This is a genomic window from Mesorhizobium calcicola, assembly GCF_042682105.1.
In the GTDB taxonomy this organism is placed as follows: Bacteria; Pseudomonadota; Alphaproteobacteria; order Rhizobiales; family Rhizobiaceae; genus Mesorhizobium; species Mesorhizobium calcicola.
This window is the reverse complement of record NZ_JBHUGY010000036.1, coordinates 1-15,363: the sequence shown is the minus strand read 5'-3', so window position 1 is coordinate 15,363 and position 15,363 is coordinate 1. Positions and strand designations below refer to the sequence as shown.

Genomic DNA, 15,363 nt, shown 5'->3' with positions numbered 1-15,363 from the left:
AACATTAGAGCATGATCCCGAAAAGTGGGAACCGGTTTTCGGAAAAAGATCATGCTCAAAAAGAAAAAGAGCCGCTGTGATGCAAATGCCATCACAGCGGCTTCGTGAACCGGAAGGCGCTTTGGAGCTGCGACGTTTTTAAAGGGCTGATTATGCCGCCGCTTCCAGCGGCTCAATCTTCTCAAGTTCCGGCGCCAGTTTCCTGGCTTCGATTTCAAGTTCATAGGCCTGCTGAAAATTCATCCAGAATTCGGGCGTGGTGTTGAAAAATCTGGCGAGGCGAAGAGCCGTATCGGGGGTCAAGCCGATCTCCTCCTTGGCGATACGCTCGATACGGGTGCGCGGAAGATTTAGCTTTTTCGCCAGTGCGCCGGCACTCATGCCAAGCGGAACAAGATATTCTTCGCGCAGGAATTCTCCAGGATGAACTGGACGTGTGAACTTGAGCATAGTTCAGGATCCTCAAGGGTTCAGGGCAAGAGCCCGCTCAGTGGCAGTCAACGATCTCCACGTCTTCGGCGCCAGCAGCGGTCCATCTGAAGCAGATGCGCCATTGGTCGTTGATGCAAATCGAATGCTGTCCAACTCGGCTCCCTTTTAGGGCTTCAAGGTGGTTTCCCGGTGGCGATCGAAGGTCATTCAGTTGCACGGCATTTTCGATCGCACGAAGGCGGCGTTCGCCACGGGCGACCAGATCCGGCGGAAAGCCTTTTGGTGCCTTCCCCTCGGCAACCGCTTCCACCGCCTTGCCTTTGAAGGAAACGATCAAATACACGCCCTCGCTCTGTATCATACACTGATACAAGACGGTGCGCAAGGCGCCGGTCGATACGAGTATGATATCGGTCGATCGGTGGCAGATCGAGATTTGCCGAGAGCTATTCCACCGTCACCGATTTCGCCAGATTGCGCGGCTGGTCGACATCGGTGCCCATGAACACAGCGGTGAAATAGGCGAGCATCTGGATCGGCAGCGCGTAGATGATCGGCGAGATGATTTCCGGCACGTCCGGCAGCACGATCGTCTCCATCGTCTTCACGCTCGTCAGTGCCGCCCCCTTACGGTCGGTGATCAGGATGATCTTGCCGCCGCGCGCCGCCACTTCCTGCATGTTCGACACGGTCTTTTCGAAGATGCGGTCGTGCGGCGCGATGACGATGACCGGCATGTTCTCGTCGATCAGGGCGATCGGCCCATGCTTTAGCTCGCCCGCGGCATAGCCCTCGGCGTGGATATAGGAGATTTCCTTGAGCTTTAGCGCCCCTTCCATGGCCAGCGGGAAATTGGTGTCGCGGCCGAGATAGAGCACGTTCTTGTAGTGCGCGAGGTCGCGCGCGATCTTTTCGATCTGATGGTCGAGCTTCAGCACCTGGTTGGCGTAGCGCGGCGCTTCCGCCAGTTCGCGCACAAAGGTCTTTTCCTGCTCGCGCGAGATCGTGTCGCGAGCCACGCCGGCGCGCACGGCAAGCGATGCCAGCACCGAAAGCTGGCACGTGAAGGCCTTGGTCGAGGCGACGCCGATCTCCGGGCCGGCGAGCGTCGGCAGCACCACGTCGGATTCGCGCGCCATGGTCGATTCACGCACATTGACGACGGCGCCGATCTTCATCCCCGCCTTGCGGCAGTAGCGCAACGAGGCCAGCGTGTCGGCGGTCTCGCCCGACTGCGAGATGAAGAAAGCCGCGTCGTTCTTCGACAATGGCATTTCGCGGTAGCGGAATTCGGAGGCGACATCGATGTCGACCGGCAGTCGTGCGTAGCGCTCGAACCAGTATTTGCCTATCAGGCCGGCGAGATAGGCGGTACCGCAGGCCGAAATCGCCAGCCGCTCGATCTTGGCGAAATCGAACGGCAGATCGAGCGGCTTGGACACGCCGCCGACGAAGTCGATATAATTCGCCAGCGTGTGCGAGATCACCTCGGGCTGTTCATGGATTTCCTTTTCCATGAAATGGCGCCGGTTGCCCTTGTCGACCATGAAGCTGGTCGACAGCGACTGCTGGCGCTTGCGGTCGACCTTTTTGCCGTCAATGTCGAAGATCGTGACGCCTTCACGGCGCACCACCGCCCAATCGCCGTCTTCGAGATAGGTGATCGAATTGGTGAACGGGGCGAGCGCGATGGCGTCGGAACCTAAAAACATCTCGCCGTCACCATGGCCGACAGCCAGCGGCGGACCATTGCGCGCGCCGACGATCAGGTCCTCATCGCCCTTGAACATGATCGCCAGTGCAAAGGCGCCCGCCAGCCGCTTCAGCGCCTGGTGCGCGGCCTCGACCGGCTTCAGCCCCCTGGCCAGTTCGCGCGCCACCAGATGGGCGACGACCTCGGTGTCGGTCTGCGAAGAAAAACTGTAGCCGTCACGCTCCAGTTCGTCGCGCAATTCAGCAAAGTTCTCGATGATGCCATTGTGGACGATGGCGACGCCGTCGGAAAAATGCGGATGCGCATTGGTCTCGTTGGGCACGCCATGCGTTGCCCAGCGCGTGTGGCCGATGCCGATCGTGCCATCAAGCGGATCGTCCTTGAGCCGGCGCTCAAGGTTGATCAGCTTGCCTTCGGCGCGGCGGCGGGCAAGCTCACCATGTTCGATGGTGGCGACACCGGCCGAGTCATAGCCGCGATATTCGAGCCGCTTCAGCGCGTCGACGATAAGCGGCGCAACCTGCGAGTGGCCGACGATTCCAACGATACCGCACATGCAGACAGTCCCCAATTCCCCATGGAAAACCAGCACTATTTAGGGATGGCCGGCCTGCCGCGAAAGTCACATTGCATTTCGTCCGATGTAACGGAACGCTCTTGCACGCATGCACCATGACAGACCGCTCTTGCAATCCGGTTACTGCAATCGTTCGGTTTTTCAGCCATTCGGTTTCCCTTCGGGAAACATTTGGCTAAGCTCCGACCATGAATGAAACCCTATCAACCATTGCACTCTGGCGCCCGGTCGGGCCTGAAGAGCTCAAGCTCATCGAGGCTTCGGACATGCGGGCATTTCCGCCACGCCGGCCCGAACAGCCGATTTCTATCCGGTCCTGTCGGAAGCCAATGCCGTGCAGATCGCGCGCGACTGGAACGTGCCGGCAAGCGGAGCAGGCTTCGTGACGCGGTTTAACGTGCTGAAAAGCCTTGTCGACCGCTACCGGGTCGAGCACGCCGGCAGCAAGGCCCATCTGGGATACTGGATACCCGCCGAGGATCTCGATGATTTCAACAAGGCTATCGTCGGAAAGATCGAGGTGACAGCCATCTTCGGCAGGGACATGACCGGCTGACCGCTAGAGCAATTCCAGGAAAAGTGTGAAACGGTTTTCCGTCCGGAATTGCGTCAAAACAAAGAGTTAGCGCGGTTCGCGGTTTCCGTGAAACGGCGAACTGCGCTAGTGGTCGGCGCCAGCGGCCTTCTTCTTCGCCGCCGCGGCCGAAGCAAAGCGCTCGCGCAATTCCTTGCCCTTGCCGGGGATCGTCTTCTGGCGGGCGCGGCCGAAGGCCAGCGCATCGTCCGGCACGCTTTCGGTGATCACGCTGCCCGAAGCGATGTAGCCGCCCTTGCCTATCGACACGGGCGCCACCAGCGAGGAATTCGAGCCGACAAAGGCGCCTTCGCCGATGTCGGTGAAGAATTTCGAATAGCCGTCATAATTGCAGGTGATGGTGCCGGCGCCGATATTGGCGCCCGCGCCAACGCGCGCATCGCCGATATAGGTCAGGTGGTTGACCTTGGCGCCCTCCTCGATGGTCGCCTGCTTGACCTCGCAGAAATTGCCGACCTTGGCCTTGTTCCTGAGATCGGCACCCGGTCGCAGCCGCGCGAATGGCCCGACATCGCAATTCGATGCGATGGTGGCGCCCTCGATATGGCTGAAGGCATGGATCTTGGCGCCGCCAGCGATTTTCACGCCTGGACCGAACCAGACATTGGGCTCGACGATCGTATCAGTGCCGATTTCGGTGTCGTGCGAAAAGAACACGGTTTCCGGTGCGATCAGCGTCACGCCCGACAGCATCGCTTCATGGCGGCGGCGCGCCTGCCAGATGCCTTCGGCCTGCGCCAGTTCGGCGCGGTTGTTGATGCCGAGCGCGCTCTCGAAACTGGCTTCGGTGGCGACGACATCGAGTCCCTTCGCGCTGGCAATCTCGACGATGTCGGTGAGATAATACTCGCCCTTGGCGTTCTTGTTGCCGACAGCGTCGAGCAGCGTCAGCGCCTGGCTGCCGGCCACCGCCATCATGCCAGCATTGCAGAAGCCGATTTTTTTCTCCTCCTCGGAGCAGTCCTTCTCCTCGCGAATGGCAATCAGCTTGCCGCCTTTTTCGATCAGCCTGCCGTAGCCGGTCGGATTGGGCGGGCGGAAACCGATGACCACGACGGCAGCGCCTTCCGCCAGCTTCAGCCGCGCCATGGTGAGCGCGTCGGCGTCGATCAAGGGTGTGTCGCCGAACATCACCAGGATATCGCTGTAACCCTTTGATATCGCTTCGCGCGCGGCCAGCACGGCATGCGCGGTGCCGAGGCGCTTTTCCTGCACGAAGGTCTCGGCTGTCGGCGCGAATTTTGCCGCTGCCTTGCGCATCTCGTCGGCGCCATGACCAATCACCAGCGCCTGGCTGCCGGCACCGGCGGCTTCGGCCGCCTTGACCACATGGGCGACCATCGGCAGGCTGGCAATCTGGTGCAGCACCTTCGGCAGCGCGCTTTTCATGCGTGTGCCCTCGCCGGCGGCTAGGATGACGGACAGGCAGGATCTCTGGCTCATGGACGGACAACCATATGAAAAGGGTTGGGAATCAAGACAGGATAGCAGTGGCGCCATGCTGCACCAATGCGGTTAAATTCCGGTGAGATGGCGGAAGCAGCGGACTCTTAATCAGCTGGCCCACGGCGCGCATTTAGCATTTTTGGGCAATGGGACTACCCCAGCCGTCCCAGCACCGGGAAATTCTCCAGCAGCCAATAGGATACCGTCTGCACGCCGCCAGTCAGGAAAAACACACCGGCGACGACCAGCAGCGCGCCGATGGCCTTTTCAACGCGGCCGAGATGGACGCGGAATTTGCCTAGGAAGCGCATGAAGGCGCCGGAAAACAGCGCCGCGATCAGGAACGGGATACCAAGACCGAGCGAATAGGCAGCGAGCAGCAGCGCGCCCTCGCCCACGGTCTCACGACCGCCGGCCAGCGTCAGGATCGGTCCCAGCACCGGCCCGATGCAGGGCGTCCAGCCGAAGGCGAAGGCCAGACCCATGACATAGGCGGCGACCACACTTGCCGGTTTTCCCTGCGACTGGAAGCGCGCCTCGCGCGACAACAGCGGAATGCGCAGGATGCCGAGGAAATTCAGGCCCATCAGGATGATCAGCACACCGGCCACCATCGCCAGCGGCTCCTGCCAGACCCGCAGCCAATGGCCTATGGTCGAGGCGCCGGCGCCGAGCGCCACGAACACGGTCGAGAAACCGAGCACGAAGGCAATCGAGGAATAAAGCAGCGCGCCGCGCGTGCCTTCCCGCGCCGTCATCCCCGCATTGCCGCGAAAATCGTCGACCGAGACGCCGGCCATATAGCAGAGATAGGGCGGCACCAGCGGCAGCACACAGGGTGACAGGAACGAGATGGCTCCCGCCCCGACCGCGCTGACATAGCCGATGTCCAATGCCATTCCAAAACTCCGACGGTACCGGCGCCGATATAGGCTCGACGTTGCTTCTCCACCAATCACCATTTTGTGGCAAGTCGTCACCGCATGCGCGGGCCGGGGAAGAAACCACGACCCGAGGGCGTTGACACAACGAGGCCGCGATTTCCCGTGCGCCTCCAGGTATCAGCCAGGGAGATTTCCATGAAAACCATAACCGTAGGGCTGGCAGCGCTTTTGCTCAGCACCGCCGCATCCTTCGCCGCCGACGCGTGGAAGGAAGCCGAGGTCAATGGCACCAAGATCTACACCGACGCCAAGGGCATGACGCTTTATACCTATGACAAAGACGAGAAGGGCAAGAGCAACTGCTACGACAAATGCGCCACCAACTGGCCGCCGCTGAAGGCCGAGGCCGGCGCCAAGGCGGATGACGAATGGAGCGTTGTCGACCGTACCGACGGCACCAAGATGTGGGCCTATGACGGCAAGCCGGTCTATACCTTCATCAAGGACAAGAAGGCCGGCGACATGAGCGGCGACGGCGTCGCCAACGTCTGGCACGTCGTCAAGGCCGACTAGCGCCTCGATGCCATGTCCCGCCTGCTGGTGGGACATCAGTTGGTCGCCGGGCATCCTCCATGCAGCCGGCGGCCAGCTTTTTTGTGGACCGTGGCGCCCTTCCCCCGGAGCGGCGGTCCGACTGGTTTTCCTCGCCTCGCCTGAAATGAACGGGGCCGTTTTGGTGACCAGGGACCACCATCTCCCTCGGGCTGAATTCTGTGATTTCCATCATACACTCTAAGAGTGTATCGCTGCGAACAGCCCTGCAATTTGGGCGCTTCCCCTTGACCGGATGCAAAAGCGCGGCCATGTGAGCGACAAATAGAACGAGATTTCGTCGCGCGCAGCGGAATGCTTCTGCCGCACCACAGCTGATATGAGACCTCATGGACGTCGTCGTCGTCGAATCGCCGGCCAAGGCGAAGACAATCAACAAATACCTCGGCAAGAACTACAAGGTTCTGGCCTCGTTCGGCCATGTCCGCGATTTGCCGGCCAAGGACGGCTCGGTGCGTCCGGACGAGGATTTCGCCATGTCCTGGGCGGTCGACACCGCCTCGGGCAAGCGCCTTGCCGACATCGCCAAGGCGGTCAAGGATGCCGACGGCCTGATCCTCGCCACCGATCCGGATCGCGAGGGTGAAGCGATTTCCTGGCACGTGCTGGAAGTGCTGAAGCAGAAGCGCGCGCTCAAGGACAAGCCGGTCAGCCGCGTCGTCTTCAACGCCATCACCAAGACGTCGGTGCTGGAAGCGATGGCCAATCCGCGCCAGATCGATGCGCCGCTGGTCGATGCCTATCTCGCCCGCCGGGCGCTCGACTATCTCGTCGGCTTCACGCTGTCGCCGGTTCTGTGGCGCAAGCTGCCGGGTGCCCGTTCGGCCGGCCGCGTCCAGTCGGTTGCGCTGCGGCTGGTCTGCGACCGCGAATCCGAGATCGAGCGCTTCATCCGCGAGGAATACTGGCAGATAGCCGCCCTCCTCGGCACGCCGCGCAACGAGAATTTCGAAGCGCGCCTGACCGCATTCGATCGCAAGAAGCTGCAGAAGCTCGACATTTCCAACAAGGCGCAGGCCGACGACATCAAGTCGATGCTCGAAGGCGCGACCTTCAAGTCGGTGTCGGTGGAAGCCAAGCCGACCAAGCGCAATCCCGGTCCGCCCTTCACCACCTCGACGCTGCAGCAGGCCGCCTCATCGGGCCTCGGCTTCTCGGCCAGCCGCACCATGCAGGTGGCGCAGCGCCTCTATGAAGGCATGGAGATCGGCGGCGAAACCACCGGCCTGATCACCTATATGCGAACCGACGGCGTGCAGATGGCGCCGGAGGCGATTTCGGCCGCCCGCGACGCCATCGTCAAGGAATTCGGCCCCAAATATCTGCCGGAAAAGCCGCGCCAATATACCGCCAAGGCCAAGAACGCCCAGGAAGCGCACGAAGCGATCCGCCCGACGGATTTCATGCGCACCCCGGCATCGGTCAGGCAATATCTCGATTCCGATCAGATGCGGCTCTACGAATTGATCTGGAAGCGCGCCATCGCCAGCCAGATGCAGCCGGCCGAGATCGAACGCACCACGGCCGAGATCGAGGCGGTCAACGGCACCCGCACCGCCGAGCTTCGCGCCATCGGTTCGGTCGTGCGCTTCGACGGCTTCATCGCCGCCTATACCGACCAGAAGGACGACGATTCGGAAGACGAGGAAAACCGCCGCCTGCCCGAGATCCGCGCCGGTGAGCAGCTTGCCCGCCAGGCGATCAACGCCACCCAGCACACCACCGAGCCGCCGCCGCGTTACTCCGAAGCGTCGCTGATCAAGAAGCTGGAAGAGCTCGGCATCGGCCGGCCTTCCACCTACACGGCGATCCTGAAGACGCTCGAGGACCGCGACTATGTCAGCATCGACAAGCGCCGGCTGGTGCCGCAGGCCAAGGGCCGCTTGCTGACGGCCTTCCTCGAAAGCTTCTTCAAGCGCTATGTCGAATACGACTTCACCGCTTCCCTCGAGGAAAAGCTCGACGAGATCTCCGACGGCAAGCTCGCCTGGAGGGACGTGCTGCGCGATTTCTGGAGAGACTTTTCCGGCGCCGTCGCCGACATCAAGGAGTTGCGCGTCACCGACGTGCTCGATGCGCTCAACGAGGAACTGGCGCCGCTGGTGTTTCCCGCGCGCGAGGACGGTTCGAACCCGCGCATCTGCCCGAAATGCGGCACCGGCAATCTGTCGCTGAAGCTCGGCAAGTTCGGCGCCTTCGTCGGCTGCTCGAACTATCCTGAATGCTCCTTCACCCGCCAGCTCGGCGACGCCGCCAACCCCAATGGCGAGAACGGCAACGGCGAGGACGGCATCAAGGTCATTGGCAAGGACCCTTACACGTCAGAGGAAATCACGCTGCGCAGCGGCCGTTTCGGCCCTTATCTGCAGCGTGGCGACGGCAAGGAGGCCAAGCGCTCCAGCCTGCCCAAGGGCTGGACGGCTGAAACCATCGACCACGAGAAGGCGCTCGCCCTGCTGTCGCTGCCGCGTGATGTCGGCCAGCATCCGGAAACGGCCAAGATGATCTCGGCCGGGCTCGGCCGCTACGGCCCGTTCGTGCTGCATGACGGCACTTACGCCAATCTCGAAAGCATCGAGGACGTGTTCTCGATCGGCCTCAACCGCGCCGTGTCGGTGATCGCCGAGAAGCAGTCGAAGGGCAAGGGCGGCCGCAATGGCGGCACACCGGCAGCCCTCAAGGAACTTGGCGACCATCCCGATGGCGGCGGCAAGATCGTCGTGCGCGACGGCAAATACGGGCCCTACGTGAATTTCGGCAAGGTCAATGCCACCCTGCCCAAGGGCAAGGATCCGCAATCGGTGACGGTCGAGGACGCGCTGGCGCTGATTGCCGAGAAGGAAGCCAAGGGCGGTGGCGGCAAGAAGCCGTTCCGCAAGGCGGCAGCGGCCAAGGCCCCGACAACCAAGAAAACGACAGCCAAGAAAGCGGCGGCCAAGAAGACAGCCGCGAAGAAAAAAGGGTAGGACGGCGTGGCGCGCAGGATCACCGGAAGAAGCCACGGCGATCCGCGCACCGCCGACACGAGGGCCAAGGTCAAGGACGACTATCGGCCGTCGCGTGACGAAATCCTGCGCTACATCGCCGAAAATCCAGATCGCGCCGGCAAACGCGACATCGCCAAGGCGTTCGCGCTGCGCGGTGACGACCGCATCTGGCTGAAGGATATTTTGCGCGACCTGCAGGACGAAGGCGTCCTGACCAGGGAGCGCAAGCAGCTCGCCCGCGTCGGCGCCCTGCCCCATGTCGCCGTGCTCGACATCTTTGGCCGCGACGGCGATGGCATTTTGCTCGCGCATCCGTCGGAGGCCGTCGGCACTGGAGAACCACCTGTCGTCTCGATCCGGGTGTCGCGCGGCGGCAGCGGCCCGGCGCCAGGCATCGGCGACCGCGTGCTAGCAAAAACCTTCCCGACCAACGAAGCGACGGGCCCCGCCTATACCGGGCGGGTGATGAAGATCTTCGAGAAGCGCAGCGATGCCGTTCTCGGGATCTTTCGCATCCTGCAGGACGGCACCTTCCGCATCGAGCCGGTGGAACGGCGCCAGCCCGAACTGATCGTCGACAAGGAATTCCAGAACGGCGCCAGGAACGGCGACCTGGTCGAGGTCGAGCCCGCGCGCGCCTCTCGCTACGGGCTGCCGAGAGCCAAGGTGCTCAACGTGCTGGGCTCGCTGACCAGCGAAAAGGCGGTCTCGATGATCGCCATCCACGCGCATGACATTCCGCATATCTTCCCGGCCGACGTCATCGCCGAATCCGAAGCGGTCAAGCCTGCTACGCTTGATCACCGCGAGGACTGGCGCGACCTGCCGTTGATCACCATCGATCCGGGCGACGCCAAGGACCATGACGACGCCGTCTTCGCCACATCAGACCTCGACGGGAACAACCCAGGCGGCGTGGTCGCCACGGTGGCGATCGCCGATGTCGCCGCCTATGTCCGCTATGGCACGGCACTCGACCGCGAAGCGCTGAAGCGCGGCAATTCGGTCTATTTCCCGGATCGCGTGGTGCCGATGCTGCCCGAGCGCATCTCCAACGATCTCTGCTCGCTGCGCGAAGGCCAGGATCGGCCGGCGCTGGCCGTACGCATGGTTTTTTCGGCCGATGGCCGCAAGCTCAGGCACTCCTTCCATCGCGTCATGATGAAGTCGGCGGCGAAGCTTGCCTACCAGCAGGCACAGGCGGCAATCGACGGCGTGCCGGACGACAAGACCGGCCCGATCCTCGACACCGTGCTGAAGCCGCTGTGGGACGCCTATGCGATCCTCAAGCGTGGCCGCGACGGTCGCCAGCCGCTCGAACTCGACTTGCCGGAGCGCAAGATCCTGCTCAAGCCGGATGGCACCGTCGATCGCGTCATCGTGCCGGATCGGCTGGATGCCCATAAGCTGATCGAAGAATTCATGATCCAGGCCAATGTCGCCGCCGCCGAGACTCTGGAGGCGAAGAAGCAGGCGCTGGTCTACCGTGTCCACGACGCGCCTTCGCTGGCCAAGCAGGAATCGCTGCGCGAATTCCTGCAGACGCTCGGCCTGTCGCTGGCGCGCGGCGCGCAGATGCGGCCGAGCCAGTTCAACGGCATTCTTGAGCGCGTGCGCGGCGCCGACAATGAAGGCCTGGTCAACGAAGTGGTGCTGCGCTCGCAGAGCCAGGCCGAATATTCGCCGAAGAACATCAGCCATTTCGGCCTCAACCTGAAGCGCTACGCGCATTTCACGTCGCCGATCCGCCGCTACGCCGACCTCATCGTGCATCGCGGACTTATTGCCGCACTCGGCCTCGGTCCGGGCGGGCTGACGCAGGACGAGGCAGCGCGGCTCGAAGACGTTGCGGTGCTGATCTCAGGCACGGAACGGCGCGCAATGGCCGCCGAGCGCGACACCGTCGACCGGCTGATCGCCGCCTATCTCGCCGAGCGCGTCGACGACCGGTTCGACGCCCGCATTTCCGGCGTCACCAAATCGGGACTATTTGTCCAATTGCCGCAGTACGGCGCGGATGGTTTCATCCCGGTGTCAACATTGAATGGCGATTACTATATATACGACGAAACGGCCCGCTCCCTGTTCGGAGAACGCTCGGGCAAAGGCTACCAGCTCGCGGATCGCGTCGAGGTCCGGCTCGTCGAAGTGGCGCCAATGGCCGGCGCCATTCGCTTCGAGATGTTGACCGACCCAAAGCCTTTGCCGGACTCCAAGCGGTCGTTTCACAAGGCCAAAGGCCGCGCCCGCGCGTCGCAATCGCGACCGGGTTCGCGCGGCAGGAGACGATGATGACAACAGCCATGGAAGAACAGGTTTTCGGCGGAGAACATCACTCGGGCCGGGCCGCCCGCCCGCTGTGGACGGCGATGAAGCGTGGCATGCTCGGCCGCTGCCCGCATTGCGGCGAAGGCAAGCTATTTCGCGCCTTCACCAAGACCGTCGACACATGCAGCGTCTGCGGCGAGGAACTGCATCACCATCGCGCCGACGACCTTCCGGCCTATCTCGTCATCGTCATCGTCGGCCACCTCGTGCTCGGCGCCTTCATGGGTATCGAGGCGACATCGACCCTGTCCACGTGGCAGCACATCGCCATCTGGGTACCGCTGACCATCATCCTGGCGGTGGCGCTGCTGCAGCCGGTCAAGGGTGCCGTCATCGGACTGCAATGGGCCTTCTATATGCACGGATTCGGTGGCGAGAAGGATGTGATCGAACCACATCCCGGGATCTAAAACGCCGCCTGGCGCAACATACCGACCGTGAAAGGCCGCTTTCGCTTGCCAGAAGTTTCCGTTAGGTCCTGCGCATGGACGGTATGACCAAGGCGGAAGTCGACAGGATCGAGCGGAGCATGATCGCGCATAGCGGCCAGCCAATTCGTCCGCGCGACGCGGCGACCCTGATCCTGCTTGACCGCAAGGGCGATGAGGTGCTGGTCCTGATGGGCCGCCGCCACCCCGGCCACGCCTTCATGCCCGGCAAGTTCGTCTTTCCCGGCGGCCGCACTGATCCGGCCGACAGCCGCGTCCCGGTCGCCGCCGCATTGCATCCGGAGCAGGAAGCAAAGTTGATCGCCGGGCCTGGCCGCACAAGCGTCGCACGGGCGCGCGCGATCGCCTTGTCGGCCATCCGCGAGACCTATGAGGAAGCCGGGCTGCTGATCGGCCGCAAAGGCGCTTTCGCCACCGCCAGAGCCGATTGGCAGGGCTTTGCCGAACACGGCGTGCACCCCTCTCTCGATATGCTGCGTTTCGTCGCGCGCGCCATCACACCGCCCAACCGGGTGCGCCGCTTCGACACGCGCTTCTTCAGCGCCTGGCGCGACGATGTCGCCGTCGAACTGCCGGGGGGCGGCCCGACAAACGAACTCGAAGAGCTGGTCTGGCTACCGCTTGCCAAGGCCAGGGAAGCCGACATACCCGACATCACCCGAATGATCCTGGGCGAACTGGAAGAGCGCCTCGCCCATGATCCGCTGTTGCGCCCGGGTGGCCCCGTGCCCTTCTACCGGCTTGTCCGCAACCGCTTCACCCGCGAAATTCTGTAGAATATCGAGTATTCAGCATCCCATGACGGTCGATACCCAACCACAGGCCGACGAGCGCGTACATTGGCTGCCGATGGTGGCGGCGATCTCGTCGATCAGCGTCGTCGGCATCGCCATCGGCCTCGGCATGCCGTTGCTCAGCGTCATTCTTGAAACGCGCGGCCATTCGGCCTCGATGATCGGTCTCAACACGGCTGTCGCCGGCCTGGCCTCGATCGCCGGCGCGCCGCTGGCCACACCGCTCGCCATGCGGTTCGGCGTTGCCTGGACCATGATTGCCATGATCGCCGCTGGCGCCCTGGCCTTCATCGGCTTTCATTTCGCACCCGATTTCTGGATGTGGTTTCCGCTGCGCGTTGTGCTGCATATCGCGCTGACGGTGCTGTTCATCCTGTCGGAATTCTGGATCAGCACTTCGGCCCCGCCGCACCGGCGCGGGCTTGTCCTCGGCATCTACGCCACTGTTCTGTCGCTCGGCTTTGCCGCGGGGCCGTGGCTGTTCGCCCATCTTGGCAGTTCCGGCTTCAGGCCGTTCGGCGTCATCATCGCACTGGTGACGCTGGCCGCCATACCGGTGCTGGCGGCGCGCAACGAGAGCCCGACCATTGTCTCCGATGGCGAGACCAGCAATTTCCTGCGCTACATCTGGCTGGTGCCGTCGGCGACTGCAGCCGTGCTGGTGTTCGGCGCGGTCGAAACCGGCGGCTTTGCGCTGTTCCCGGTCTACGGCAACCGTATCGGCTACTCCGAGGCCGATGCAGCCCTGCTCCTGACCATGATTGGCCTCGGCAACGTGCTGCTGCAGATCCCGATCGGCATGATCAGCGACCGCGTCCGCGACCGCCGCTATCTGCTGATTGCCTGCGCCACCGTCGGCCTTGCCGGCACGATCTTCATGCCCTTCTTTGCCCAGAATTGGCACCTGATGGCGGCACTTCTGTTCGTCTGGGGCGGCGTTGTCGCTGCCATGTACACGATCGGCCTTGCCCACCTCGGCTCGCAGCTTTCCGGCCACGAACTGGCGTCCGCCAACGCCGCTTTCGTGCTTTGCTACGGCGTCGGCATGGTGCTCGGCCCGCAAGCGATCGGCATCGGAATGGATGCGTCGGTCCATCCGGTTCGGCTGGTCGCTCGGCCTGTTCTTCGCCGCCTACATCGCCCTGGTCAGCGTCAGGCTGATCCGCAAGATCCTCCTTTAGCGCGACACTTCTTCCAGCCTGCATTTCACGCGGCGACACTACACGCTGCTGACAGAACGTGTCAGCAGCCCCCGATTATAAGGTTGCCTCAAACATCTGAAGTTGAGGATCCTCCCATGATCGACAGCGGCTTTGAAACCACTTCGTTGCGAATGACACTGCTCCCTGCTCGTGACCTTCCAGGCGCCGGCCGCCGATGTCGACCGCATCATGGACGCGGTGGTTGCGATAGCGCCGCTGGCGATGGGCAAATACGACCGCAATGCCTATCAGTCGGCGCATGGCATCGAACGCTACAGGCCGCTTGACGGTGCGGCCGCCGGCGCCGAAACCGAGTTGCGGCGACGCCCCGGCACGGTCGAGGTTTCGTTCGAATTGCCCGACGACCAGACACTGGCCGCCCGGGTGGTCGAGGCGATTTTCCAGGCGCACAGCTACCAGGAACCGGTGATCCGCATTCAGCCGATCCTCGCCAGCCGCTCCAAGGGGCTGGACGACCGCGCCAATCCGAATCGCTGGTGGAACACGACCGGGGACTGGAGAAGGTTGCCCCCGTTAGGGAAGAAGCTTAGAGCGGCCTTCCCTTCCCCCTTGTGGGAGAAGGAAGAGACAGCACCGCCGGGCTTGACTTTCCAGGCACGTTCTTTATGTGTCGCGCCAAGTTTCCCGCGTCCGGGTGTTTCCGTGCTCCAGCGGCCAAAACCCCACGAACATAACGGACTGAAATCATGGCCAAGCCGCAAACATCAAGATCAAGCTCTGTCGACCGCCGACACCGGTTTTCTTCTACGTGACCAGCAAGACAGCCGCACCAAGACCGACAAGCTGTCGTTCCGCAAGTACGACCCGGTCGCCAAGAAGCACGTCGAATTCAAGGAAACCAAGATCAAGTAATCTGGTTTCCTCCGCGAATGCCGAACGCCGCCCATTGGGCGGCGTTTTCGTTTGCAGGGCCATCGGGCGGACGTCTGCTTGAGGCCAATGCAAACCCTACCCTTGGCCCGTCTCACACTTTTCCTGGAATCGCTTCAGGGTTGCCGTGGTGCGACCGCCTCGAGCGCCATTTGACCGGGCAAGGTGGCGTGGCTGGAATTTTGCCAGCCACCGGCGGGCGCGGAAAATACTGGGTCGTGACCTGCACCGCCTCGGCTGTCGCCTCATCGAACAGCAGCGAAATCAGTTTCAAGGCTTCGTCGAGGCCTGATGAGATGCCGCCACCGGTCAGTCGGTTGCCGGATTTGATGAAGCGCGCATGCGTCGTATCGACCTCGATCTTCGGAAAACTCTGCAGGCATTTGACGAACGCCCAATGGGTCGTGGCCTTGTGACCGTCAAGCAGCCCGGCGCGGGCAAGCAACAGGGCT

Annotated in this window: 12 protein-coding genes and 2 pseudogenes; 8 read left to right on the top strand and 6 right to left on the bottom strand. The window is 62.6% G+C overall.

Going from position 1 to position 15,363, the window contains the following annotated elements; genetic code table 11:
• Positions 1-150: 150 nt before the first annotated feature.
• From ACFSQT_RS23790 to glmS, 3 genes are all read right to left on the bottom strand, one after another.
• Positions 151-450 (bottom strand): HigA family addiction module antitoxin, encoded by a 300-nt coding sequence (locus ACFSQT_RS23790; protein ID WP_379022726.1) that lies wholly within the window; start codon positions 448-450, stop codon positions 151-153.
• A 37-nt stretch (positions 451-487) separates the two neighbouring features.
• Positions 488-769, bottom strand: coding sequence for a type II toxin-antitoxin system RelE/ParE family toxin (locus tag ACFSQT_RS23785; protein ID WP_379022887.1), 282 nt, complete (start codon positions 767-769; stop codon positions 488-490).
• A 109-nt stretch (positions 770-878) separates the two neighbouring features.
• Positions 879-2,702 (bottom strand): glutamine--fructose-6-phosphate transaminase (isomerizing), encoded by a 1,824-nt coding sequence (gene glmS, locus ACFSQT_RS23780; protein WP_379022724.1) that lies wholly within the window; start codon positions 2,700-2,702, stop codon positions 879-881.
• Positions 2,703-3,057: 355 nt separating this feature from the next.
• On the opposite strand from glmS, the gene ACFSQT_RS23775 reads away from it, so the two are divergent.
• Positions 3,058-3,279 carry a hypothetical protein gene (locus ACFSQT_RS23775; RefSeq protein ID WP_379022722.1) on the top strand — a complete coding sequence of 74 codons (222 nt, stop codon included), beginning with the start codon at positions 3,058-3,060 and terminating at the stop codon, positions 3,277-3,279.
• 105 nt (positions 3,280-3,384) lie between these two features.
• Here ACFSQT_RS23775 and glmU read toward each other — a convergent pair whose 3' ends face one another.
• On the bottom strand, positions 3,385-4,761 hold the full coding sequence (gene glmU / locus ACFSQT_RS23770) for a bifunctional UDP-N-acetylglucosamine diphosphorylase/glucosamine-1-phosphate N-acetyltransferase GlmU (RefSeq protein WP_379022720.1): 1,377 nt from the start codon (positions 4,759-4,761) through the stop codon (positions 3,385-3,387).
• 155 nt (positions 4,762-4,916) lie between these two features.
• Positions 4,917-5,663, bottom strand: coding sequence for a cytochrome c biogenesis CcdA family protein (locus tag ACFSQT_RS23765; protein WP_379022718.1), 747 nt, complete (start codon positions 5,661-5,663; stop codon positions 4,917-4,919).
• A gap of 180 nt (positions 5,664-5,843) precedes the next feature.
• Here ACFSQT_RS23765 and ACFSQT_RS23760 point away from each other — a divergent pair, with 180 nt between their 5' ends.
• From ACFSQT_RS23760 to rpmG, 7 genes and pseudogenes are all read left to right on the top strand, one after another.
• On the top strand, positions 5,844-6,221 hold the full coding sequence (locus ACFSQT_RS23760; protein ID WP_379022716.1) for a COG4315 family predicted lipoprotein: 378 nt from the start codon (positions 5,844-5,846) through the stop codon (positions 6,219-6,221).
• A gap of 368 nt (positions 6,222-6,589) precedes the next feature.
• Entirely contained in the window at positions 6,590-9,226 is a 2,637-nt protein-coding gene (gene topA, locus ACFSQT_RS23755) for a type I DNA topoisomerase (protein WP_379022714.1), read from the top strand.
• Between the two features lie 6 nt (positions 9,227-9,232).
• On the top strand, positions 9,233-11,539 hold the full coding sequence (gene rnr / locus ACFSQT_RS23750; protein ID WP_379022712.1) for a ribonuclease R: 2,307 nt from the start codon (positions 9,233-9,235) through the stop codon (positions 11,537-11,539).
• Between the two features lie 11 nt (positions 11,540-11,550).
• Complete coding sequence (locus tag ACFSQT_RS23745) at positions 11,551-11,985, top strand: DUF983 domain-containing protein (RefSeq protein WP_379022885.1); 435 nt, start codon at positions 11,551-11,553, stop codon at positions 11,983-11,985.
• A gap of 74 nt (positions 11,986-12,059) precedes the next feature.
• Positions 12,060-12,800: an NUDIX hydrolase gene (locus ACFSQT_RS23740; protein WP_379022710.1), complete on the top strand. Its 741-nt coding sequence runs from the start codon at positions 12,060-12,062 to the stop codon at positions 12,798-12,800.
• A gap of 22 nt (positions 12,801-12,822) precedes the next feature.
• A pseudogene (locus ACFSQT_RS23735) lies at positions 12,823-13,999 on the top strand (MFS transporter).
• 745 nt (positions 14,000-14,744) lie between these two features.
• Positions 14,745-14,893, top strand: a pseudogene (gene rpmG / locus ACFSQT_RS23730) (50S ribosomal protein L33).
• A 112-nt stretch (positions 14,894-15,005) separates the two neighbouring features.
• On the opposite strand, the gene ACFSQT_RS23725 reads toward rpmG, so the two are convergent.
• On the bottom strand, positions 15,006-15,363 hold a 358-nt coding region (locus ACFSQT_RS23725), incomplete at its 5' end, for a type 1 glutamine amidotransferase family protein (RefSeq protein WP_465264370.1).

Excerpts from the sequence above, each read along its gene's own strand:
- ACFSQT_RS23790 (WP_379022726.1), bottom strand. The coding sequence starts at position 450 with ATGCTCAAGTTCACACGTCCAGTTCATCCTGGAGAATTCCTGCGCGAA.
- ACFSQT_RS23745 (WP_379022885.1), top strand. The coding sequence starts at position 11,551 with ATGGAAGAACAGGTTTTCGGCGGAGAACATCACTCGGGCCGGGCCGCC.
- ACFSQT_RS23740 (WP_379022710.1), top strand. The coding sequence starts at position 12,060 with ATGGACGGTATGACCAAGGCGGAAGTCGACAGGATCGAGCGGAGCATG.
- glmU (WP_379022720.1), bottom strand. The coding sequence starts at position 4,761 with ATGAGCCAGAGATCCTGCCTGTCCGTCATCCTAGCCGCCGGCGAGGGC.
- ACFSQT_RS23760 (WP_379022716.1), top strand. The coding sequence starts at position 5,844 with ATGAAAACCATAACCGTAGGGCTGGCAGCGCTTTTGCTCAGCACCGCC.
- glmS (WP_379022724.1), bottom strand. The coding sequence starts at position 2,702 with ATGTGCGGTATCGTTGGAATCGTCGGCCACTCGCAGGTTGCGCCGCTT.
- ACFSQT_RS23765 (WP_379022718.1), bottom strand. The coding sequence starts at position 5,663 with ATGGCATTGGACATCGGCTATGTCAGCGCGGTCGGGGCGGGAGCCATC.
- topA (WP_379022714.1), top strand. The coding sequence starts at position 6,590 with ATGGACGTCGTCGTCGTCGAATCGCCGGCCAAGGCGAAGACAATCAAC.